This window comes from Methylobacterium sp. Leaf123, assembly GCF_001423405.1.
GTDB lineage: Bacteria > Pseudomonadota > Alphaproteobacteria > Rhizobiales > Beijerinckiaceae > Methylobacterium.
The window spans coordinates 64,566-85,990 of sequence record NZ_LMNS01000004.1; the positions used below are offsets into that span (position 1 = coordinate 64,566).

A 21,425-nucleotide genomic window follows, 5' to 3' on the forward strand; every position below is an offset into this window, starting at 1 on the left:
TCGCGAGAAAACAACGACTTGGAGGCGTCCCCGACCTGACGGGACGGGGAACGGCTCCAAAAGAACGACCCCGCGCCGCCGCGAGGCCAGCGTGGGACAAGCAAGACAGGGCAGGCGTCACAAGGCGTCGTTCAGGCAATCGAAAGTCACGAAGGGTTCGACCACATGGCCATCTCTCTTCAGGCTCCGGACATCCGGGAACTCAAGCCCCGCATCACGGTGTTCGGCGTCGGCGGCGCGGGCGGTAACGCCGTCAACAACATGATCGAGTCGGGGCTGCTCGGCTGCGAATTCGTCGTCGCCAACACCGACGCCCAGGCGCTCACCTCCTCGAAGGCCGAGCGGGTGATCCAGATGGGCATCGGCGTCACGCAGGGCCTCGGCGCCGGCTCGCACCCCGAGGTCGGCTCCGCCGCCGCCGAGGAGGTGATCGACGAGATCCGCGATCAGCTCTCGGGCGCGCACATGGCCTTCATCACCGCCGGCATGGGCGGCGGCACCGGCACCGGCGCGGCTCCGGTCATCGCCCGCGCGGCGCGTGACATGGGCATCCTGACGGTCGGCGTCGTGACGAAGCCCTTCCAGTTCGAGGGCATGCGCCGGATGCGCACCGCCGAGGCCGGCATCCAGGAGCTTCAGGCGGCGGTCGATACCCTGATCGTCATCCCGAACCAGAACCTGTTCCGGGTCGCCAACGAGAAGACCACCTTCGCCGACGCCTTCGCGATGGCCGACCAGGTGCTCTACTCCGGTGTCGCCTGCATCACCGACCTCATGGTCAAGGAAGGCCTGATCAACCTCGACTTCGCCGACGTGCGCGCGATCATGCGCGGCATGGGCAAGGCGATGATGGGCACCGGCGAGGCGTCCGGCGAGAACCGCGCCAACCGCGCGGCGGAAGCCGCCATCGCCAACCCGCTCCTCGACGACGTGTCGATGAAGGGCGCCCGCGGCCTGCTGATCTCGATCACCGGCGGCTCCGACCTGACCCTGTACGAGCTCGACGAAGCCGCCACCCGCATCCGCGAGGAGGTCGATTCGGATGCCAACATCATCCTGGGCGCCACCTTCGACGAGAGCCTCGACGGCATCATCCGCGTCTCGGTGGTCGCCACCGGCATCGAGCCGGCGCTGATCTCGGCCGATTCCCCGAACAACCCGGAAATCGCCCAGACCGAGCAGCGCATCGCCGAGGTCGCCGAGCGTCTGCGCTCCGAGGCCCGCGCCCGCGCCTCCGCCGCCCTGAGCCCCGCCTCGACGCACCAGCCGGCGCAGCAGGGCGGCCACCAGCCGTCGCACCGTCCGGGCCCCGAGCCGCTGCTCGCCCCGAACGCCGGCCCGCGGGCCATGCTGTCGGAGCCGGTGGCCCCGGAGCCGATGCGCGCCGAGCCCGCCCCGGCGATGCACCACCACGATGTCGTGCTGACCCAGGCGCCGGCCCGCGCCGCCGCCCCGGCCTACGAGCCGCCGGCCCCCGCCCAGGCCCAGGAGCCCGTCCCGGCCGCGAACGGCCCCTACGTGCCGCCGCGTCCGCAGCTCGCCCGTCCGCCGCGCATGCCGCAGATCTCGGACCTGCCGCCCCACACCCAGGCGCAGATCCTCAAGAGCCGCGGCGAGGAGCCCCAGCCGGAGGCGAACCAGGATTCCAAGCGCATGACCCTGCTGCGCCGGCTCGCCACGGTCGGTTTCGGCGGTCGCCGCGAGGAAGCCGAGGCCGCTCCGGTGCCGGCACCCCGCGCCGCCGCTCCGGCCCCGGTCGCCGCGCCCCGCGTCGAGCCGGCCCTGCGGGCGCCCGCGCCCCAGGCTCCGCAGTACCGCCCCGCTCAGGGCAATCTGGACGCCCAGGGCCGTGCCCTGCCGCCCCGGATGATGGAAGACGACCAGCTCGAAATCCCGGCCTTCCTTCGCCGCCAAGCGAACTAGGCCGCGAACGGAAGTACGGATTGCCTGTGGATCGATGGGGGCAACTTGGCCTCCATCGACCCTCACTGGGGTATTTCGGCCACAGACCCGGAACCGCAAGGTTCCGGGTTTAGCTACTTGTTAAGACACTGATCAGAAAATGCTTTTCAAAGATCGTGGCGAAACCGTGGCTGTAACAGATCGTAAGAATCCGTGATTTGGCCGGCCTGATTGCCACAGCTATACACGCTTCCGGAACGACAGAAGGCGCGGCTGGTCGATCGACTGCCAGCGCTCGCAGGGGCTTCAAGCAGCGGACGGACTTTCTCATACCGCCCCCCGAAACGGGGTGCGCGGGAAGGATCCTGGCCGAGGGCTAAGGTATGCGGACGAACCAACAGACAACACTCAAAACGTCCGTGACCCTGACCGGAATCGGAGTCCACTCCGGTAACCCGGCGGAGATCACGCTCCATCCCGCCAAAGCCAACCACGGTATCGCCTTCCTCCGGACGGGCACGACCACCGGCAACGACCGGATCATCAAGGCCCACTTCGCCTGCGTCTCCGCCACCGAGCTGTGCACCGTCATCGGTGACGTCGAGACCGGTGCCGTCGCCACCATCGAGCACCTGATGTCGGCCCTCTACGGGCTCGGTGTCGATAACGCTCTGGTCGAGATCGACGGCCCCGAGATGCCGATCCTCGACGGCAGCGCCCGCCTTTTCGTCCAAGCCATCGACAGCGTCGGCCTTGCCCAATGCGGCGCGCCGCGCCGCTGGATCAAGGTGCTCCAGCCCGTCCGCATCGAGGCCGGCCGCGCCTTCGCCGAACTCCGCCCGATCGATCGCGGCTTCCGCCTCGACGTGGAGATCGACTTCGAATCCCCGGTGATCGGCCGCTCGCGCAAGGCGATGGACCTGACCCCGGCCGCCTACCGCCGCGAGATCGCCCCCGCCCGCACCTTCGGCATGATGAAGGACGTCGAGCGCTACTGGAAGGCGGGCTTCGCGCTGGGCGCCTCCCTCGACAACACGGTCGCCGTCGGCGAGACCGCCGTCGTCAACCCGGAGGGCCTGCGCTTCTCGGACGAGTTCGTCCGGCACAAGTTCCTCGACGCGGTCGGCGATCTGGCGCTGGCCGGCCTGCCGCTTCAGGGCGCCTACCGCTCCTATTGCGGCGGCCACCGCATGAATGTCGGCATCCTCGAAGCCCTGTTCGCGGACCGCGCGAACTACGCCATCGTCGAGGGCCAGGGCACCCGCCGCGAGGCTGCCCGCGCCGAATTCGGGGCCGGCCTGGGGCTCGCCGCCTTCGCCGCCGACCTGTAACCCGGACGCCACATCGGCCCTCGATCCACGTCGCAGGCGGAATATCTTAAAGGTTCCCTACGCCCTGCCGTTTTGACGCCCGAATCGACCGCCAACCGTAAAAGCCTGCGCGTAGGTCGCGCGCCGCCCTTCAAGCGGCCGGGCCTGACAGGGAAATTGACCGCAATGCCTGTGACCTTCCCGACCCGTGGCGCGATGGCGGCCGTGCTCCTCAGCCTGGGCCTCGGGCTCGGCGGCTGCGATGCCCTCGATCCGACCAACCTCTTCGCCGAAAAGTACAAGCCCGAGGCGGTCCCGGATACGCCCGCGGACAAGCTCTACAGCGAGGGCTTGGCGAAGATGGAAGACAGGGATTACGAGAACGCCGCCAAGCAGTTCGATCAGCTCGACAAGCAGTACACCTATTCCGACTGGTCGCGGAAAGGGCTGCTGATGACGGCCTACGCGAACTACGAGGGCGCGAAATACGACGACGCCATCAACGCCTCGAAGCGCTACCTCCAGCGTCACCCGGCGAGCAAGGACGCGGCCTACGCCCAGTACCTGATGGCGATGTCGCAATATAAGCAGATCCCGGACGTGACCCGCGATCAGGAGCGCTCCGAGCGCGCCCTCATCGCCCTCCAGGAGCTGGTGCAGAAGTACCCGACCTCCGAATACGCCGCCGACGCCAAGGCCAAGATCCAGATCACCCGCGACCAGCTCGCCGGCAAGGAGATGGAAGTCGGCCGCTTCTACCTCGAGAAGCGCGCCTTCCCGGCGGCGATCAACCGGTTCCGCGACGTGGTCAGCAAGTACCAGACGACCCGCCACGCCGAAGAGGCGCTGGAGCGTCTGGTCGAGGCGTACATGGCGCTCGGCCTCACCGGCGAGGCGCAGACCGCCGCGGCCGTGCTCGGCCACAACTTCCCCGACAGCCCCTGGTACCAGGATGCCTACAAGCTCCTGCAGACGGGCGGCCTGGAGCCGCGCGAGGAGAAGTCCTCCTGGCTCAGCAAGGTCTATCGCGGCGTGATCGGCAAGACCGCCGCTGCGGACTGACGGCGCTGGAGCGTCGTTCCGAACGGCCGCTTCCGGCTTTCGGACAACGCTGATGCAAAGGTCAGAGCCTAGCGCATCGTCCCGGATCCTGTATCCAGGGCGATGCTCTGGCGTTCCCGGCGGCGGCGCGGCGGGACCCGAAGCGAGCGTCCAAACTCCGTATGAGCGGCCTCGAACGCGAGTTCACCGTGACGGAGAGGGCAGGGGGCTCGCAGGCTTGCGATGAAGCTGCCCCACCCGTTTCCACCCCCGACCCGTCGGCAGATTTCAGGATTCGCTGCCTGCCATGAAGGCCCTTCTGCGCTGGCGCAGAGCCCTCGCCGACCATAGCCTGCGCAAGAAGCCCGACGCGGTGACCCTGGTGGCGATTGCCCGCAACGAGGGTCCCTATCTCGTCGAGTGGCTCGCTCATCACCTCGCGATCGGCTTCGACCGCATCGTCGTCTATGACAACGAGAGCCAGGACGACACCCGCGCCCTCTTCAAGGCGCTGGGCCCCCGCGATCTGCGGCTGCGGCGTATTCCCTGGCCGTCACCCCTCGACGATTCGGCACAGGTGCTGGCCTATCACCACGCCCTGACGGGTCTCGTGACGCCCTGGGTGATGTATCTCGACCTCGACGAGTTCCTCGTGCCGTTCGGCCATGCCGACATGGCCGGCCTGATCCGCTCGCTGCCCGAAGACGTATCGAGCCTGCACGTGAACTGGCGCGGCTTCGGCTCCTCCGGCCATACGGAACCGGGCTACGGGTTGATCACCCGCGCCTTCACCCGCTGCGCGCCGCACGGCTGGGGCAACCACTATCACTTCAAGACGCTGGCCCGCGCCCGAGACATCTCGGCCGTGCGCATCCATGACGTGCGCCACCATCGCGGCCGGCGGGTGTTGTCGGACGGAAGGGGCTTTGCCAACACCTCGGACGGAACGTCGGACCGCGTCGTCTATGACGGCGTGCAGATCAACCACTATCAGTGCAAGACGCTGCCGGAATTCCAGGCGCGGATGCGGCGCGGCGATGCGAACTTCCCCAACGGCCACCCCGGCCGCCGGCGCGACGAGACGCTCGCGCGCTTCGAGGTGCTCGACCGCAACGAAGCGGAGGACCATGCCATCCGCGCGTTCGACGCGCCGTTCGAGGCCGAATACCGGCGACTCTGTGCCCTCCTCGGCCGGGACCCCGCACTTTCCGGGTGAAGTCTCCGTGGCTTGCGGCTACACCCGCGCACAATCCAAAAGGGGCTCTGGCGCCGCTTCATGCTCGTCCAGCTCGCGATCCGCGACATCGTTCTGATCGACAAGCTCGAATTGACCTTCTCCGGGGGGCTCACCGTTCTCACGGGCGAGACCGGTGCGGGCAAATCGATCCTGCTTGACGCGTTCGCCCTGGCGCTCGGGGGGCGCGGCGATGGCGGTCTCGTGCGGCAGGGGGAGGCGCAGGGCGGCGTCACCGCCGTGTTCGACGTGGCCCTCGACCACCCCGCCCGCGCCGTCGCGGCCGCGGCCGAGATCGACACCGACGGCGACCTGATCCTGCGCCGCACGCAGTTCGCCGACGGGCGCACCCGCGCCTTCGTCAACGATCAGCCCGTCGGCGTGCAGACCATGCGGGCGATCGGCACGGCACTCGTCGAGATCCACGGCCAGCACGACGACCGGGCGTTGGCTGACCCCACCACCCATCGCAGCATCCTCGACGCGTTCGGCGGACTTCAGGGCCCGCTTGCGCAGGTGGCGTCCGCCGCCAAACGCGTGCGCGCCGCCCGCTCGACGCTCGCCGAGCAGCGCGAGCGGGTCGAGGCCGCGCAGAAGGAGGCCGATTTCCTCCGCCACGCGGTGGAAGAACTCGGCACCCTCGATCCGCAGGCGGGCGAAGAGGCCAAGCTCGCCGAGCGCCGTACGCTGATGCAGCAGGGCGAGAAGGTCGCCCGCGAGTTGAACGAGGCGCTCGACCTCGTCGGCGGCTCCGGCTCGCTCGTGCCGCATCTCTCCTCCGCCGTGCGCCGCCTCGAGCGGCGCAGCGGCACGGTGCCGTCCCTCGTCGATCCGAGCATCGCCGCCCTCGATGCGGCCCTCGTCGCGCTGGACGAAGCGCGGGCTGCCCTCGATGCCGCGGTGCTCGCCGCCGAGTTCGATCCGCGCGAGCTGGAGCGGGTCGAGGAGCGCCTATTCGCCCTGCGCGCTGCCTCGCGGAAATATTCGGTTCCAGCCGACGACCTTGCCGATCTGCGCAGCCGCTACGACGCGGACGTGGCCGCCCTCGATGCCGGCGAGCAGGCACTGGCCGGGCTCGAGGCCGAACTCGCGGCGGCGGAAACGGCCTATGCCCAGGCGGCCAAGCGGCTCGGCGACGGGCGCCGCAAGGCGGCCAAGGCGCTCGATGCGGCGGTGCAGGCCGAGTTGCCGCCGCTGAAGCTGGAGGGCGCCCGCTTCATCACGCAGATCACCGTGGACGAAGCCTCGCGCGATGCCGCCGGCACCGAGCGGGTCGAGTTCTGGGCCCAGACCAATCCCGGCACCCGCGCCGGTCCGATGATGAAAGTCGCCTCCGGCGGCGAGCTGTCCCGGTTCATGCTGGCGCTCAAGGTCGTGCTCGCCGGCAAGGGCTCGGCACCGACGCTGATCTTCGACGAGATCGATACCGGCCTCGGCGGCGCCGTGGCCGACGCCATCGGCGCGCGGCTCGGCCGGCTCTCGGAACAGGTTCAGGTGGTGGCCGTGACTCACGCACCGCAGGTCGCCGCTCGCGCCGTGACGCATTTCCGCATCGCCAAGGACAGCGTGAAGGACGGCGCGAAAGGGAAAGCGGCCAAGGGCGGGGAGAAGAGCGCCGACCGGGTCACGACGCGCGTCGTCGGGCTCGCGGCGGATGCACGCCGGGAAGAGATCGCCCGGATGCTGGCCGGCGCCACCGTCACCGACGAGGCGCGTGCGGCGGCGGCCCGGCTCCTGCTGGGCGCCGAGGGCTAATCGCCCTCGTCGAGCTCGATCCCGTATTCCGCCAACACCCAGAAGATCGCTTCGAGATCGTCGGCGGTCACGTCGCGCGGCGGCAACGCCTCTTCGAGATCGTCATAGGTCAGCGAGCGCCGGCGCTCCGCATCCGCCTTGGCGAGCAGGCGATCGACCGTCATGCGAATGTCGGCCGGCAAGGCATCGTGGCTCGGCAGCACGATCCCGCCGGCCGGGCGCAGGGCGTCGCTGAGCAGACGATCGATGATCGCCTGCCGTCGCGCGTGAGCTCCGTCCGAACTGTCCATACCACGGAATATGGACCGCCGCGGGCGCGCGTCGAGTCTCCCGAGGCCACCGTCTTACATGTCTCCTCGCGTCACTCCTTGCCGACCGACATCAGCAGGCGCTCGGTGCGGGCATCCTCCAGGCGGTTGACCATGCGGCGGCCCTCATGGACGTCGCGGAGCGTCTTGGTGGCGGTGATGCAGGACTGGATCAGCATCACCGTCCCCATGGCGAGATAGCCCTTCATCCAGAAGTCGAGGGGCATGAACAGGATGCCGAAGCCGACCAGCGCGGCGGAGGCGACGAACGAGGCTTGGGTGAAGACGACCCAGGCGCCGGTATGCTGCGCAGTGTCTTGGGACATGGTGCGATTCCTTGGGACGAGAGAGGGCGGATCAGGCGGAGGCGGCGCGGTCGGTCTCGACGCGGCGTCGCAGGCGGGCGAGCACGTCGTCGGAGGAGGGGCGTGTGCGGGGCCCGAAGCCCTCGCGTTCCAGACGCTCGGCAAGGGTCTCCTCGGGCGTCTCGATCGCGGCCAGCGCGTCGTCGGTATCCGTTGCCTCGGCCTGAATCCGCTGAAGGCGGGCCAGCGTCGCCTCGGCCTGCCGCAACGTCGCGCGATCCGGCACGCTCTCCGTCCGGCGCAGACGCCGGACCGCTTCGGAGGCCGCTGCCACCCGCCGCCCGCGCTCCAGGGCCGCCTGCCGCCTCGTCGCATCGGCGAGCACGGCGCGCATCCGTGTCATCTCCGCCGCGAACGTCGCCCGTGCGGCGCGAAAGGCGTCCCGCTCGGCTTCGAGGCCTGTGATCGCCTCGGCGGCTTCACGGGCCAGATCCTCGCGGCCCGCTGCAAGTGCCGCCACGGCGCGGGTCTCCAAGTCGGCGGCACGGGCCTCGACCTGTGCCAGACGCCGCGCCTCCGCGCTGTCCCCGGCCATGGCGGCAGCCAGCATCCGCCGGCCGCGCTCGAGGTCGGCGGCGGTCTCGCGGATCTGCTGATCGAGCACGAGGAGGGCGTGGCGGTCGTGGGCCTCCTCGCAGGCTTGGGCGGCAGCGCCGCGGGCGAGGGTTCGCAACAGCGTCAACATGGCATCACTCCGAGGGCGTGACCGCGTCGTCACGCCCTCATGGATGAGCCTTGTTTGCACAGCGTGCAATTGATGTTTTGCACGTTGTACAATTGGTATGACTGCTCGGGGCTACCGGCCGGAGCCGGCTGAGCCCCGGCTCAATCCCTCACAGCCAACACCGCTGCCTTGGCGATCCGCACGGGAATCGCCTTGGCCGCCGGCACCTTGGCCTGGGCATCGTGGTGCCAGAGCGGGATCAGCACGTTCAGCTCCGGATAGTAGCCGGCGCAATTGCCCGCGGGGATGTCGTATTTGACGATCCGCAGGCCTTTCACCTCACGGGCGAACTCGTCCGCGGCCTCGGTCACGACATCGACGGTCTCGCCATCGGCAAGTTGCAGCCGCTCGATGTCGTTCTCGTTCATGAACAGGACTTGGCGGGTGCCTTTCACCCCGCGGAAGCGGTCGTGATAGCCGTAGATCGTGGTGTTGAACTGGTCGTTCGAGCGCAGGGTGATGAGGTCGAGCACGTCGCGCCGGTCGCTCTTCATGTCCGGGTCCATGTCGAGCCCGTCCGGCGGCACGATGAAGTTCGCCTTGCCGGTCGGCGTCTCCCATTTGCGCTCGCGGGCGGCGATCGGCTTGTGCTGGCCGCCGGGCTCGAACAGGCGTGCGTTGAAGTTCTTGAACTTGTCGGGATAGGTCGCCTCGATGGCGTCGCGCACCCGTGCGTAATCGCCGACCCAGGCGTTCCAATCGACCTTGGGGTTGGCCGGCAGCGTCGCCTTGGCGAGCTGCGCCACGATCCAGGGCTCGGAGCGCACATGGTCGCTCACGGGCCGGGCGACGCCGCGCGAGCCGTGAAAGCAGGAGGTCGAATCCTCCATCGACACGGCCTGCGGCCCGCTCGCCTGCTCGTCCACCTCGATCCGGCCGAGGCAGGGCAGGATGTAGGCGACCTCACCATGCACGAGGTGCGAGCGGTTGAGCTTGGTCGAGACCTGAACCGTGAGACGCAGCGAGCGCCACGCCTCCTCCATCCGCTTCGTATCGGGGATCGCGCGGATGAAGTTGCCGCCGAGCCCGACGAAGGCCTTCACGTGGCCGGAGAGAACGCCCTCGCAGGTCTCGATCGTGTTCATCCCCTTCTCGCGGGGCGGCTCGAAGTCGTACATCTCCTTGAGCTTATCGAGCGGCACCAGCGACGGCTCGTCGGCGATGCCGACCGTGCGCTGGCCCTGCACGTTCGAGTGGCCGCGCACGGGGCAGATGCCGGCGCCGGGCCGGCCGATATTGCCGCGCAGAAGCAGAAGGTTGACGAACATCTGCACCGTCTCGGTGCCGCGACGGTGCTGGGTCAGGCCCATCCCGTAGATGCCGATCACCGCCCGCGCGCGGGCATAGACGGCAGCCGCCGCCTCCATCCCCTCGCGCCGCAGGCCGGACTTCGTCTCCAGCGCCGGCCATTCGAGCCGGTCGCAGAACTTTTCGAACTTGTCGAAGCCGTGGGTATGTTCGGCGATGAAATCGATGTCGAGGATGCACGGGCGCCCTTCGGCTTGCGCCTGCCGGTCCATGGCGAAGAGTGCCTTGCAGATGCCGCCGAGCGCCGCGATGTCGCCGCCGGCCTTCACCTGATGGTACTGCGTCGAGATCTGCGTCGAGGAATGGGTCAGCATCTCGACGGGTGATTGCGGGTTGGTGAAGCGCTCCAGCCCGCGCTCCCGCAGGGGGTTGAAGGTGATGATGGGCACGCCCCGGCGCCGGGCGTCCTGCAGCGGGTGGAGCATCCGCGGCGCGTTCGAACCGACATTCTGTCCAAAGAACAGGATCAGGTCGGTCGTCTCGAAATCCTCCAAGACCGTGGTGCCAACGGGCACGCCGATCGATTGCGGCAGGGCCTTCGAGGTCGATTCGTGGCACATGTTCGAGGAGTCGGGCAGGTTGTTGTTGCCGTACATCCGCGCGAACAGCGCGTACATGTAGCTCGTCTCCAGCGATGCGCGGCCCGACGAGTAGAACACCGCCGATTTCGGATCGGTCTCGCGCAACGCCTTCAGCTCGTGGCCGATCTCCGCGAAGGCCTCTTCCCAAGAAACGGACACGTAGCGGTCCCGCTGCGGATCGTAGCGCAGCGGGTGCGTGAGCCGGCCCTTCTCCTCGAGGTCGTAGTCGGGCCAGGTCAGCAATTCGGTGACCGAATGGCGCTCGAAGAAGTCGGGGCCGATCCGCTTGCGGGTCTGCTCCCAGGCGGTCGCCTTGGCGCCGTTCTCGCAATATTCGAACGTCGCGGGCTTGGCCGGCTTCGACCATGCGCAGGACACGCACATGAAGCCGCCCGGCTTGTTCTGCTTCATCAGCATCGCCGCGCCGGAGGCCGGGATCTCCTCGCGGGTCAGGATGTCGATGAGCGACCGGGCCGAGCCCCATCCGCCGGCCGGGTCGGTATAGGCTTCGATCTTCTCGTCGGGCATGGCCGGGCTCGCTGCGCGTGAACCTCCGGCCAACAGTCGCGCCAAACGCAGGGTTCCTCCCGTGCGACGATGCCTACGGTGCTACGGGAAGCGCCACGCGGTCTATTGGTCGGCGAAGGGCTCTGCGCCTTGGGCGTCCGGGTTCATCCCCTCCACCGGTGCGCGGCTGCGGCGGGGCCGCGCCGGCGCATTCGACGCTGTCGGCGTCGCGGTGTTGGCGCCGAGCCGGGTCGCGAGCGCGATCGCCCGCGCCTCGGTGAAGCGTAGGTGGCAATAGCCGTGCGCGCCCTCGCGGGCATAGGTCCGGCAGGCCTGCTCGCGATCGGAGGAGAAGGCCGCCTGCTCCTGCACGATCGGGCGGATGTCGCCGCCCCGCGCCCGCTGGGTCATGATCTTGTAATTGTCCCGCACCGCCTTGTCGGCGATGCCGCGGGCGGTGTCGAACTCGCCTGCCTGCGGCAGCAACGCGGCGGCGTTCGGTCCCCAGAGGCCGGAGGGTGTCGTCTCGCAATCCGCCGCCGTGAAGGTGCAGGCCGAGCCCGAGCCGAGCCGCGTGGCGAGCACGCTTCCGTCGAGGATCTCGAAGCGCAGCGGGCATTCGGCGCTCGCCGTCGTGAAGCGGGAAACGCCCTGGGCGCGGCCCTCGGCGCTCAGGGGCATCGGCTTGCCGCCATCGAGCTTGACCGTGCAGTTCTCGGTCGGCTGCGAGATCTTGGTGCCCGGCAGCGTCATCTGGGCGGTGTAGGCCGAGCCGCTCCGCTCGATCTTCAGCGACCCATTCAGCCCGTTCAGCAGCAGATCATGCCCCGCGACATTATCCTCGGCCGGCACCCGCAGCACCACGGGCTGGCGGGGCGGGGCCGGCACGCTTGGCCGCGTCTCCGCGCCTTCGCCCGGCGCCGGAGCGCCCGGCTCCACCGGTTGGGGCGCGGGCTGGACCGGCACGTTGCGCGGCGGCTGCGGGGGACGGGCCGCCCGCCCGATGCCGAACAGCTCCTCGAAGAAGTTCTGCGCCCGCGCGGGGGTGGCCGGGACCACGGCCAGGCCGGCGAGCACGAGCCACGCCCCCGTCGCGACGCGCAACGGGCAAGCCTTCTTCGCGAAAACCCTCTCAGAGACGGGCAGGATCATCAGGCGGTCGGCCTCCCGGTTTGACGCCACTTCACGGGCGGTATGCATGGGCCATATGCCGGTGTCCTAACACGTCCCCCGTGGCGCGGACGTGGCAGCCTGGCAACAAACAAGCCTTCCTCTCGGGATCGGCCTCGGAAATCGGCTCCGACACGCCGGAGGATGATGCTGGCCGCTCAAGCGTCGGACGCGTTCTTGCGGCGGCGTAGCCGTCTTCTTATATGCGGCGGGACACGGGACGAGGCCTGGGAAGCACAGCCCGCCAGGGCGATGCGCTTCGGATCCATCCCGTTCTCAAACCTGATGTTTTGAACCGCCATGGGTCGAGCTGCTTCGGGGCTCGGCGGTCTGCTTGAAAAATCCAACAGAGGGATCCCACCATGGGTAAAGTGATCGGTATCGACCTCGGCACCACCAATTCCTGCGTGGCCGTCATGGAAGGCACGCAGCCGCGGGTCATCGAGAATGCGGAAGGCGCCCGCACCACCCCGTCCATCGTCGCCTTCACGGATGACGGGGAGCGCCTCGTCGGCCAGCCCGCCAAGCGGCAGGCCGTGACCAATCCTGAGCGCACGTTCTTTGCGATCAAGCGTCTGATCGGCCGGACCTACGACGATCCGCTGACGCAGAAGGACAAGGGCCTCGTGCCCTACAAGATCGCCCGCGGCGACAACGGCGACGCCTGGGTCGAGGCCGACGGCAAGAAGTACTCGCCCTCGCAGATCTCCGCCTTCACCCTTCAGAAGATGAAGGAGACGGCCGAGTCGCATCTCGGCCAGCCGGTGACGCAGGCCGTCATCACGGTGCCCGCCTACTTCAACGACGCCCAGCGTCAGGCCACCAAGGATGCCGGCAAGATCGCCGGCCTCGAGGTGCTGCGCATCATCAACGAGCCGACGGCGGCGGCGCTCGCCTACGGTCTCGACAAGAAGAAGGCCGGCACCATCGCGGTCTACGACCTCGGCGGCGGCACCTTCGACGTGTCGATCCTCGAGATCGGCGACGGCGTGTTCGAGGTGAAGTCCACCAACGGCGACACCTTCCTCGGCGGCGAGGACTTCGACAACCGCGTGGTCGAATACCTGACCGCCGAGTTCAAGAAGGAGCAGGGCATCGACCTGACCAAGGACAAGCTCGCCCTCCAGCGCCTCAAGGAGGCCGCCGAGAAGGCGAAGATCGAGCTGTCCTCGGCGACCCAGACCGAGATCAACCTGCCCTACATCACCGCCGACGCCTCCGGCCCGAAGCACCTCGCGCTCAAGCTCAGCCGCGCGAAGTTCGAGTCGCTGGTCGATGACCTCGTGCAGCGCACGATCGAGCCGTGCCGCAAGGCGCTCAAGGATGCCGGCGTCTCGGCCTCCGAGATCGACGAGGTCGTGCTCGTCGGCGGCCAGACCCGCATGCCCAAGGTGCAGGAGGTCGTGAAGGCGTTCTTCGGCAAGGAGCCCCACAAGGGCGTCAACCCGGATGAGGTCGTCGCCATCGGCGCCGCGGTCCAGGCCGGCGTGCTCCAGGGCGACGTGAAGGACGTGCTGCTCCTCGACGTGACCCCGCTCTCGCTCGGCATCGAGACGCTGGGCGGCGTGTTCACCCGCCTGATCGACCGCAACACCACGATCCCGACCAAGAAGTCCCAGGTCTTCTCCACGGCCGAGGACAACCAGAACGCGGTCACCATCCGGGTCTTCCAGGGTGAGCGCGAGATGGCGGCGGACAACAAGCTGCTCGGCCAGTTCGATCTCGTCGGCATCCCGCCGGCGCCCCGCGGCATGCCGCAGATCGAGGTGACCTTCGACATCGACGCCAACGGCATCGTCAACGTGACGGCCAAGGACAAGGCGACGAACAAGGAGCACCAGATCCGGATTCAGGCCTCCGGCGGCCTGTCGGACGCCGACATCGAGAAGATGGTCAAGGACGCCGAGGCCAATGCCGAGGCGGACAAGAAGCGGCGTGAGCTGGTCGAGGTGAAGAACCAGGGCGAGAGCCTGATCCACGCCACCGAGAAATCGGTGTCGGAATACGGCGACAAGGTCTCGGCCGCCGACAAGGGCGCCATCGAGTCCGCCATCACCGCCCTGCGCGCTGCGCTGGAAGGTGAGGACGCCGAGGGCATCAAGGCCAAGACCAACGACCTGATGCAGGCCTCGATGAAGCTCGGCGAGGCGATGTACGCCGCCTCGCAGACCGAGGGTGCGCCCGGCGCCGAAGGTGCCGCGTCCGCGGATGAGAAGAAGGACGACGTCATCGACGCCGACTTCCAGGAAGTGGATGAGAACGAGCGCAAGAAGCGCGCGTAAGTCCGCAGGGACGGTTCGGGAGCGGTGCGCCAGCGCCGCTCCCGACAATATTTTCATCGTCATTAGCGCGGACGGCTTGATCCTCGGGCAAGGCTCGGGGATCAACCATGCCGGGCTCCGATAGAAGCGAAGGTCGATCCGGCCAGTCCCGTTCGAGTCGGGAGGCGGATCGCGGCGCGGCCAAAATCCGGCAGGAATGCCGGTCAGCGAGCCGGCAGCCGACGCGAACGAGAGGCTCCAGAGGCCGGGAATGTCGAAGCGGGACTATTACGAGGTCTTGGGCGTCGCGAAGACGGCCTCGGAGAGCGAGCTGAAGATCGCCTTCCGCAAGCTGGCCATGGTGCATCACCCGGACCGCAATCCCGGCGACAAGGAAGCCGAGATCAAGTTCAAGGAAGTCAACGAGGCCTATCAGTGCCTCTCCGACGGCCAGAAGCGCGCGGCCTATGACCGGTTCGGTCACGCCGCCTTCAGCCAGGGCGGCGCAGGCGGCCCCGGATTCGGCAACGAGTTCGGCGACTTCATGTCGGACATCTTCGAGAATTTCTTCGGGGATGGGCGCGCCGCACCCGGCGGCGCGGCGGGACGCGGGCGCGGCGGTGCGCCGGGCCGCGAGCGCGGTTCGGACCTGCGCTACAACCTCGAAATCAGCCTCGAAGAGGCGTTTGCGGGCAAGACCGAGACCATCCGCATCCCGACCTCGATCGCCTGCGAGACCTGTTCGGGGACGGGCGCCAAGGCCGGCTCGAAGCCGCGCACCTGCTCGACCTGCGGCGGCTACGGCCGGGTGCGGGCGGCGCAGGGCTTCTTCGCCATCGAGCGGACCTGCCCGAACTGCCACGGCCGCGGCGAGGTCGTGGACGATCCCTGCACGGCCTGTTCCGGTGCGGGCCGGGTCAACCGCGAGCGCACGCTGTCGATCAACGTCCCGGCCGGTGTCGATGACGGGCTGCGCATCCGCTTGGCGGGCGAGGGCGAGAGCGGCATGCGTGGCGGGCCTTCGGGCGACCTCTACGTGTTCCTCTCGATCAAGCCGCACGCGTTCTTCCAGCGCGACGGAGCCGACCTGTTCTGCCGCGTGCCGATCTCGATGGTGACGGCGGCGCTTTCGGGCGAAATCACCGTGCCGGTGATCGACGGCTCGCAGACCCAAGTGCGGATCCCAGCGGGCACCCAGACGGGCAAGCAGTTCCGCATCAAGAGCAAGGGCATGCCGGTGCTGCGCTCGCGGGAGGTCGGCGACCTCTACATCCAGGTCTCTGTGGAAACGCCGCAGAATCTCACCAAACGCCAGCGCGAGCTGTTGCAGGAGTTCGACCAGAGCGCTTCGGACGAGAATCACCCGGAAAGCGCCGGGTTTTTCTCGAAGGTGCGTGACTTCTTCGTGAGCGGCGCGACGCGGGCGTGATCGCTCACGGCGCACGGGATCAAACCCCCTGTTCCACCGGTTATGACCGCGGCTTAAAGCTGCGGTCCCACGCCCAGCATCGTACGGCGAAGCTTGACTGCCTACGGGTTTTCGTCGTCTAGCCTGTTCGATCCATGATGAGCCGAGGACCTTCGGACGTGCCGCCGCTTCGCCGTTCCAGTGCCCGAGCCGTCTCCGCTGCGCGCGTCGTCCGTGAGCGCAAGGACCCCTTGGAGGACGAGGCGCGCTTTCTGCGCTCCTGGTTCGAGCGCCCGCTCGTCACGGGCGCGGTGACCCCCTCGGGGCGGATGCTGGCGCGCACCATGGCCGCCTATGCCGACCCGAATGTCAGCGGCCCCGTGATCGAGCTCGGACCGGGCACCGGCCCGGTGACCGAAGCCCTGATTCGCCGCGGCTTCGATCAGGACCGGCTCGTCCTCGTCGAGTTCAATCCCGATTTCTGCACGCTGCTCCGCCGCCGCTTCCCCGGCGTGACCGTGATCTGCGGCGACGCCTACCGGATCCGCGAGACTTTGCGCGACCGGCTCAGCAGCCCCTGCGCCGCGACGATCTCCAGCCTGCCCCTGTTCACCAAGCCGCTGGAGCAGCGCTTCGAATTGCTGCAGGGCGCCCACGACCTGATGCATCCCGGCGCGCCGTTCGTGCAGTTCACCTACGCCGTGGTCCCGCCGATCCCGGCGAAATGCGAAGCGGGCAGCTACACCGCGAGCCGCTCCAACCGCGTCTGGCTCAACCTGCCCCCGGCCCGCGTCTGGGTCTATCGGCGTCCCGAGCCGAAGGCCGGCACGGTCTGATCCTGAACGCCAAGCCGAGCCGCGGACAGCCGGCTCTGCCGCCCCCGAACTTCTTTGAACAGCGGCTGACCTGACCCGAATGGTGTCGGGCGATCTCCGGCGCGATCCGGACGACGCGGCCTCGCCTTCAAAATGTGTCCGGTGGGTTCGAGCGGACTTGTTTCCGATTGTTCGGATCGTGCTCAGTACCCGTTCATCCGCCGGCTCCTAGCTTCGTCCTCAAGGCCGTTGGAACGGCCGGATGAACGGAGGTCACACGATGTCGGACACATCCTCGGCGCGTCGAACCCGCTTCGCCTTCGCCGCACTGGCCCTGATGGCCGGCGGCCTGTTCGGCGGCAGCACCGCCCAAGCCACCCCGCTCGCACCGGCGCCGGAAGCGGCCCTCGCCTCGGACGCGACGGTCGAGACCGTGCAGAGGCACCACCACCATTTCGGCCACCGTCACCATCCCCGCCATTGGGGCCACCGCCACCATCATCACGGCCATTGGGGGCATCACCGCCGCCACTGGGGCCACCGCCATCACCATCACGGCCACTGGGGCCATCATCGCCGGCACTGGGGCCACCGCCACCACTGGTAGCGCGTGAGCTGGGCTGAAACTGCTCAGCCCAGCCGTTCCTGCACGGCCTCGCGCGGCTCCGGAGTTGCGCCGATTCGATAGGCCGCCCGCAGCGATACCGCGGCCCGCTCGGCGGCCGCCTCGTCCGCGGCGTGGACGATGCCGATCGGATCGTTCGGTGCCAGCCGGTCCCCCGGCCGCGCGAGGCCGGTGAAGCCGACGCGGGCGTCGATCGCATCCTGCGGCCGGGTGCGCCCGCCGCCGAGGGCGATCACCGCGAGGCCGATGGCGCGGGTCTCCACCGCCCCCACCACGCCCGCTTCCTGCGCCGGCACCGGCCGCACGACCGGTGCTGGGGGCAGGTGCCGGTCTGCCGCCTCGACGAAATCGCCGGGGCCGCCCAGCGCCGTCACCATCCGCGCGAAGGCTTCGCAGGCCCGGCCTGATTCGAGCGCCGCCGTCAGCCGCCCCTCGGCCTCCGCGACATCCGCGGCCAAGCCTCCGATCACCAACATCTCGGCGGCCAGCGCCAGGGTCACGGCGTGGAAGCGCGGTTCGCGGGCGCGACCGGTGAGGTAATCGACGGCATAGGCCACCTCGACCGCGTTGCCAGCGCAGGAGGCGAGCGGGGCATCCATATCGGTGATGAGCGCGCGCGTGCGGAGACCCGCCGCGTTGGCGACCGTCACGATGCTCTCGGCGAGCGCCCGCGCCTCCTCGCGGCGGGCCATGAAGGCGCCGGAGCCGGTCTTCACGTCCATGACGAGACCCTGGAGCCCCGCCGCGAGCTTCTTCGACAGGATCGACGCGGTGATGAGGTCGAGCGATTCCACCGTCCCGGTCACATCGCGGATCGCGTAGAGGCGCCGGTCGGCGGGTGCGAGGTCGGCGGTCTGGCCGATGATGGCGCAACCGACCTCGGCCGTGACCGTGCGGAAGCGGTCGAGGCCCGGCGTCACATCGTAGCCGGGGATGCTCGCGAGCTTGTCCAGCGTGCCGCCGGTATGCCCGAGGCCGCGCCCGGAGATCATCGGCACGTAGCCGCCGCAGGCCGCGACCATGGCGGCAAGCGGAAGACTCACGGTGTCGCCGACGCCGCCGGTGGAGTGCTTGTCGAGGACGGGGCCGGGCAGATCCCACGCGAGCACCGTGCCCGAATGCGTCATGGCGCGGGTCAGCGCCACGCGCTCGTCGAGGGAGAGGCCGCGGAAGAACACCGCCATGGCAAACGCCGCGGCCTGCCCCTCGGTGACCTGATCCCGCGTCAGCCCCTCGATAAAGCCGGTGATGTCGGCCTCCGACAGGGCGCGTCCGTCGCGCTTGTCGCGGATGATCTCCTGGGGAAGCCTCATCGGGCGGCCTCCTCGGCGCGCACGAGTTCGGCGTGGAGCGCGCTGGCTCCGATGCGGAAGGTGTTCGGGCTTACCCAGTCCGGCCCCATGATCCGGTCGGCGAGCGCCAGATACGCGGCGGCGTCCTCAACCCGGCGCAGGCCGCCCGAGACCTTGAGCCCTGCCGGCCGCTCGCCCCCATGCGCGCGAATCGCGTCCAACATGATCTCGGCGGCCGGCAGCGTCGCGGAGACCGCCGTCTTGCCGGTGGAGGTCTTGATGAAATCGGCCCCGGCTTCGAGCGACAGGCGGCTCGCCTGCGCGATCAGCGCCGGGTCTCCGAGTTCACCGGTCTCCAGGATCACCTTGAGAAGCAGGCCTACGCAGGCTGCGCGCACGGCCTCGACCATGGCGCGGGCGCTCGCCGCATCGCCGCGCATCAGCGCGCGATAGGGCAGGACGAGATCGATCTCATCGGCGCCGTCCGCGAGCGTGGCCCGGGTCTCCGCGACCGTGCGCTCCACCGCCTCGCCACCTTCGGGGAAGTTGACGACAGTGGCGACCCGCACACCGCTGCCGCGAAGGCCGCGGACCGAGTCGGCAACAAAAAGCGGCCAGACGCAGACGGCCGCGACCCGGCTCGCGCGGGCCTTGCCGCACAGGTCTTCGATGGCGGCGGCGGTGCAGGCGTCGCCGAGATCGGTGAGATCGAGCAACGGCAGGGCGCGGCGCGCCACATGAATCGCATCCTGCGGGGGAAGGGGGGCTGAAGCGGTCATCCGTGTTCCCTACGCTTCGGGCAGCCGGCCGGCGAAGACCGCAGCGAGGCGGGCGAGATCCACCCCGGCGCGAGCGGCCACCACTTTGGTCTCGGCGTGGTGCGGGTCGCCGCCCGCGATCCCCGCCGCAAGGTTCGTCACCACGGAGATCGCCGCCACCGGCAGGCCGAGGAACCGGGCGAGGATCGTCTCGGGCACCGTGGACATGCCGACGAGGTCGGCGCCGAGAATCCCGGCCATGCGCACCTCGGCCGGCGTCTCGAAACTCGGGCCGGAGAACCACGCGTAGACGCCCGACGGCAGCGGCAGGCCGATCGCCTCGGCCGCCGCGCTCAAGTGAGCGCGCAAGCCCGCATCATAGGCCTCCGTCATCGGCACGAAGCGGCCGTCGCTCGGCTCGCCGATCAGGGGGTTGAGGCCGGACAGGTTGATATGGTCCGCCAGCATCACGAGGCGGCCGGGGCCGATCTCCGGGCGCAGCGAACCGGCGGCGTTGGTGAGCAGCAGCCGCGCCGCGCCGAGCGCCCGCGCGGCGGCGAGCGGCACGCGCATGGCGGCGGCGTTGCCGGTCTCGTAGGCGTGGGTCCGCCCCTCGAACACCAGCACCGGCCGCCCCGCGAGGCGCCCGCGATGCAGCCGCCCACCATGGCCGCTGACGCCGGGCGCGGGAAAGCCGGGAATCGCCCCGTAATCGAGGCTGACACGATCCTCGACCGCCTCGACCAGGGCGCCGAGCCCGGTCCCCGTGACGATCGTCAGGGCATAGGGGCCGGAGAAGCCTTCCGCGCGCAGATGGGCGATGGCCGCGTCTTCAGGCGCCATGGACGAAATGCTCCGGGCCGAAGGAGGCGGGCAGCAACTGCTCCAGCGTGTAGCGCGCCCGCACGCCGTCGAGACCGGCCGAGAGAATCGGCGTGTCGGGATGCGCGAATTCCCGGATGCGCTGGCGGCAGGCGCCGCAGGGCGTCACCGGGGTGGGACTGTCGGCCAGGACGAGAATCGCCCGGATCTGCCGGCCGCCGGCCGCGATCATCGCGGCGATGGCACCGGCCTCGGCGCAGGTGCCGACCGGGTAGGCGGCGTTCTCGACGTTGCAGCCGGCATGGAGGCGGCCGGCATCGTCCACCAAAGCAGCGCCGACGGCGAAACCCGAATAGGGCGCATGCGCCTGTGCGCGCACGGCAGCGGCGGCCGCGAACAGGGCGTCGAAATCGGGCTCGGTCACGGATGGGGCCTGAGCGGTTCGCGGTGCATCCTGCGGTTTGGCCCGAGGAAAGGGGCCCTGTCGAGGGGGCAACGGTCGACAGCGGCGCGCACGGCTTCTAAGGCAGGCCAAGTAAGGTAGGCCAAGCGCGCGGGCGCGGCACCGGGAGCCCACACAATGCTCGGACGCTACGATCGGGGATCGACCAGCGGCGAAGCCAAGGTCGAGTATGGCGACGGCACCATGCGGGTGGTCAAGCCCGGCACCTATGTGCGCTGCGCCGTGACCGGCGAGCCGATCGCCCTCGACGCCCTGCGCTATTGGAACGTCGATCGCCAGGAGGCCTATGCCACCCCGGAGGCGGCGATGCAGCGCCTCAAGGAGATCGGCGCGGCGCGTTGAGGGCACGACGGGCGTTCCGATGCCCGACCTCGACCGACTGGGTCGGACTCGGCCTCCTCGCGGGGGCGGCGGGCCTGCTCTTCATCGCCGTCAGCGATTTCAGCGCGATCCTCACCGGTCTTTCGGCCGGCGACGCGTGGATCGAGGTGTCGAGCCACGCGCCCGCAGCCCTGCCGGGGGCGATCGGGCTCGGCGCCTTCGCGGCCATGCTGCTGCGGCCGAATGGGACGGCACGCGGCGACGGGCGTCTCATGATGGCGGCGTTCAGCAGCATTCCGCTGATGCTCCTCCTGCCCATCCCGTACCTGATGACGTGGCGGGCCATCCTAACCGATCGCGGCTACACGCAATGCGACACGGCCATCGCCGGCCGGCGCACCGTGGACCGCTGGAGTCGGACCGATTTCGGTCCGTGTCCCTGAGGGGCGCCCGCT

20 protein-coding genes are annotated in these 21,425 nt (G+C 69.2%); 11 read left to right on the forward strand and 9 right to left on the reverse strand.

Annotated features, from left to right (window positions below; genetic code table 11):
* Window positions 1–165 precede the first annotated feature (165 nt).
* The 5 genes from ftsZ to recN all read left to right on the forward strand — a co-directional run bounded on the left by ftsZ (window position 166) and on the right by recN (window position 7,242).
* Complete coding sequence (gene ftsZ / locus ASF53_RS05430; RefSeq protein ID WP_056195097.1) at window positions 166–1,923, forward strand: cell division protein FtsZ; 1,758 nt, start codon at window positions 166–168, stop codon at window positions 1,921–1,923.
* 362 nt (window positions 1,924–2,285) lie between these two features.
* Entirely contained in the window at window positions 2,286–3,233 is a 948-nt protein-coding gene (gene lpxC, locus ASF53_RS05435; RefSeq protein WP_056195100.1) for a UDP-3-O-acyl-N-acetylglucosamine deacetylase, read from the forward strand.
* A 165-nt stretch (window positions 3,234–3,398) separates the two neighbouring features.
* The gene (locus tag ASF53_RS05440) at window positions 3,399–4,274 is read left to right on the forward strand and encodes an outer membrane protein assembly factor BamD (protein ID WP_056195102.1); all 876 of its coding nucleotides are present in this window, start codon (window positions 3,399–3,401) and stop codon (window positions 4,272–4,274) included.
* A 286-nt stretch (window positions 4,275–4,560) separates the two neighbouring features.
* Window positions 4,561–5,469 carry a glycosyltransferase family 2 protein gene (locus ASF53_RS05445; RefSeq protein ID WP_056195104.1) on the forward strand — a complete coding sequence of 303 codons (909 nt, stop codon included), beginning with the start codon at window positions 4,561–4,563 and terminating at the stop codon, window positions 5,467–5,469.
* A gap of 60 nt (window positions 5,470–5,529) precedes the next feature.
* Entirely contained in the window at window positions 5,530–7,242 is a 1,713-nt protein-coding gene (gene recN, locus ASF53_RS05450; protein ID WP_056195106.1) for a DNA repair protein RecN, read from the forward strand.
* Here recN and ASF53_RS05455 read toward each other — a convergent pair.
* From ASF53_RS05455 to ASF53_RS05475, 5 genes are all read right to left on the reverse strand, one after another.
* Window positions 7,239–7,532 carry an RNA polymerase sigma factor region1.1 domain-containing protein gene (locus tag ASF53_RS05455; protein ID WP_012254285.1) on the reverse strand — a complete coding sequence of 98 codons (294 nt, stop codon included), beginning with the start codon at window positions 7,530–7,532 and terminating at the stop codon, window positions 7,239–7,241. The genes recN and ASF53_RS05455 overlap by 4 nt on opposite strands.
* Window positions 7,533–7,603: 71 nt before the next feature.
* Window positions 7,604–7,876, reverse strand: coding sequence for a YiaA/YiaB family inner membrane protein (locus ASF53_RS05460; protein ID WP_056195109.1), 273 nt, complete (start codon window positions 7,874–7,876; stop codon window positions 7,604–7,606).
* A gap of 31 nt (window positions 7,877–7,907) precedes the next feature.
* The gene (locus ASF53_RS05465) at window positions 7,908–8,600 is read right to left on the reverse strand and encodes a PspA/IM30 family protein (protein WP_056195112.1); all 693 of its coding nucleotides are present in this window, start codon (window positions 8,598–8,600) and stop codon (window positions 7,908–7,910) included.
* A gap of 140 nt (window positions 8,601–8,740) precedes the next feature.
* Window positions 8,741–11,056, reverse strand: a complete 2,316-nt coding sequence (locus ASF53_RS05470; RefSeq protein ID WP_056195115.1) for an FdhF/YdeP family oxidoreductase — start codon at window positions 11,054–11,056, stop codon at window positions 8,741–8,743.
* A gap of 102 nt (window positions 11,057–11,158) precedes the next feature.
* The gene (locus tag ASF53_RS05475) at window positions 11,159–12,235 is read right to left on the reverse strand and encodes a hypothetical protein (RefSeq protein WP_056195117.1); all 1,077 of its coding nucleotides are present in this window, start codon (window positions 12,233–12,235) and stop codon (window positions 11,159–11,161) included.
* A gap of 332 nt (window positions 12,236–12,567) precedes the next feature.
* Here ASF53_RS05475 and dnaK point away from each other — a divergent pair, with 332 nt between their 5' ends.
* The 4 genes from dnaK (at window position 12,568) to ASF53_RS05495 (ending at window position 17,296) form a co-directional block, all read left to right on the forward strand.
* Complete coding sequence (dnaK, locus tag ASF53_RS05480) at window positions 12,568–14,487, forward strand: molecular chaperone DnaK (protein ID WP_056195119.1); 1,920 nt, start codon at window positions 12,568–12,570, stop codon at window positions 14,485–14,487.
* Window positions 14,488–14,737: 250 nt separating this feature from the next.
* A complete protein-coding gene (dnaJ, locus tag ASF53_RS05485; RefSeq protein WP_056195122.1) occupies window positions 14,738–15,895 on the forward strand; it encodes a molecular chaperone DnaJ in 1,158 nt (385 codons plus the stop codon).
* A gap of 158 nt (window positions 15,896–16,053) precedes the next feature.
* Window positions 16,054–16,710, forward strand: a complete 657-nt coding sequence (locus ASF53_RS05490; RefSeq protein WP_056195124.1) for a class I SAM-dependent methyltransferase — start codon at window positions 16,054–16,056, stop codon at window positions 16,708–16,710.
* 259 nt (window positions 16,711–16,969) lie between these two features.
* On the forward strand, window positions 16,970–17,296 hold the full coding sequence (locus ASF53_RS05495) for a hypothetical protein (RefSeq protein ID WP_056195127.1): 327 nt from the start codon (window positions 16,970–16,972) through the stop codon (window positions 17,294–17,296).
* A gap of 23 nt (window positions 17,297–17,319) precedes the next feature.
* Here ASF53_RS05495 and deoA read toward each other — a convergent pair whose 3' ends face one another.
* From deoA to cdd, 4 genes are read right to left on the reverse strand one after another with little or no spacing between them, the layout of a single operon-like run.
* The gene (gene deoA, locus ASF53_RS05500) at window positions 17,320–18,627 is read right to left on the reverse strand and encodes a thymidine phosphorylase (RefSeq protein WP_056195130.1); all 1,308 of its coding nucleotides are present in this window, start codon (window positions 18,625–18,627) and stop codon (window positions 17,320–17,322) included.
* A complete protein-coding gene (gene deoC / locus ASF53_RS05505) occupies window positions 18,624–19,385 on the reverse strand; it encodes a deoxyribose-phosphate aldolase (protein ID WP_056195133.1) in 762 nt (253 codons plus the stop codon). The genes deoA and deoC overlap by 4 nt, the downstream gene beginning before the upstream one ends.
* Before the next feature lie 9 nt (window positions 19,386–19,394).
* Entirely contained in the window at window positions 19,395–20,207 is an 813-nt protein-coding gene (locus ASF53_RS05510) for a purine-nucleoside phosphorylase (protein WP_056195140.1), read from the reverse strand.
* Window positions 20,197–20,610 (reverse strand): cytidine deaminase, encoded by a 414-nt coding sequence (gene cdd / locus ASF53_RS05515; RefSeq protein ID WP_056195143.1) that lies wholly within the window; start codon window positions 20,608–20,610, stop codon window positions 20,197–20,199. The genes ASF53_RS05510 and cdd overlap by 11 nt, the downstream gene beginning before the upstream one ends.
* A gap of 156 nt (window positions 20,611–20,766) precedes the next feature.
* On the opposite strand from cdd, the gene ASF53_RS05520 reads away from it, so the two are divergent.
* Entirely contained in the window at window positions 20,767–20,991 is a 225-nt protein-coding gene (locus ASF53_RS05520; protein WP_056195146.1) for a DUF2093 domain-containing protein, read from the forward strand.
* On the forward strand, window positions 20,988–21,413 hold the full coding sequence (locus ASF53_RS05525) for a hypothetical protein (protein WP_056195150.1): 426 nt from the start codon (window positions 20,988–20,990) through the stop codon (window positions 21,411–21,413). The genes ASF53_RS05520 and ASF53_RS05525 overlap by 4 nt, the downstream gene beginning before the upstream one ends.
* Window positions 21,414–21,425: the final 12 nt, after the last annotated feature.

What these genes read in the sequence shown, in the direction of transcription:
- ftsZ (WP_056195097.1), top strand. Translation starts at nt 166, where the DNA reads ATGGCCATCTCTCTTCAGGCTCCGGACATCCGGGAACTCAAGCCCCGC.
- lpxC (WP_056195100.1), top strand. Translation starts at nt 2,286, where the DNA reads ATGCGGACGAACCAACAGACAACACTCAAAACGTCCGTGACCCTGACC.
- ASF53_RS05440 (WP_056195102.1), top strand. Translation starts at nt 3,399, where the DNA reads ATGCCTGTGACCTTCCCGACCCGTGGCGCGATGGCGGCCGTGCTCCTC.
- ASF53_RS05445 (WP_056195104.1), top strand. Translation starts at nt 4,561, where the DNA reads ATGAAGGCCCTTCTGCGCTGGCGCAGAGCCCTCGCCGACCATAGCCTG.
- recN (WP_056195106.1), top strand. Translation starts at nt 5,530, where the DNA reads ATGCTCGTCCAGCTCGCGATCCGCGACATCGTTCTGATCGACAAGCTC.
- ASF53_RS05455 (WP_012254285.1), bottom strand. Translation starts at nt 7,532, where the DNA reads ATGGACAGTTCGGACGGAGCTCACGCGCGACGGCAGGCGATCATCGAT.
- ASF53_RS05460 (WP_056195109.1), bottom strand. Translation starts at nt 7,876, where the DNA reads ATGTCCCAAGACACTGCGCAGCATACCGGCGCCTGGGTCGTCTTCACC.
- ASF53_RS05465 (WP_056195112.1), bottom strand. Translation starts at nt 8,600, where the DNA reads ATGTTGACGCTGTTGCGAACCCTCGCCCGCGGCGCTGCCGCCCAAGCC.
- ASF53_RS05470 (WP_056195115.1), bottom strand. Translation starts at nt 11,056, where the DNA reads ATGCCCGACGAGAAGATCGAAGCCTATACCGACCCGGCCGGCGGATGG.
- ASF53_RS05475 (WP_056195117.1), bottom strand. Translation starts at nt 12,235, where the DNA reads ATGCATACCGCCCGTGAAGTGGCGTCAAACCGGGAGGCCGACCGCCTG.
- dnaK (WP_056195119.1), top strand. Translation starts at nt 12,568, where the DNA reads ATGGGTAAAGTGATCGGTATCGACCTCGGCACCACCAATTCCTGCGTG.
- dnaJ (WP_056195122.1), top strand. Translation starts at nt 14,738, where the DNA reads ATGTCGAAGCGGGACTATTACGAGGTCTTGGGCGTCGCGAAGACGGCC.
- ASF53_RS05495 (WP_056195127.1), top strand. Translation starts at nt 16,970, where the DNA reads ATGTCGGACACATCCTCGGCGCGTCGAACCCGCTTCGCCTTCGCCGCA.
- deoA (WP_056195130.1), bottom strand. Translation starts at nt 18,627, where the DNA reads ATGAGGCTTCCCCAGGAGATCATCCGCGACAAGCGCGACGGACGCGCC.
- deoC (WP_056195133.1), bottom strand. Translation starts at nt 19,385, where the DNA reads ATGACCGCTTCAGCCCCCCTTCCCCCGCAGGATGCGATTCATGTGGCG.
- ASF53_RS05510 (WP_056195140.1), bottom strand. Translation starts at nt 20,207, where the DNA reads ATGGCGCCTGAAGACGCGGCCATCGCCCATCTGCGCGCGGAAGGCTTC.
- ASF53_RS05520 (WP_056195146.1), top strand. Translation starts at nt 20,767, where the DNA reads ATGCTCGGACGCTACGATCGGGGATCGACCAGCGGCGAAGCCAAGGTC.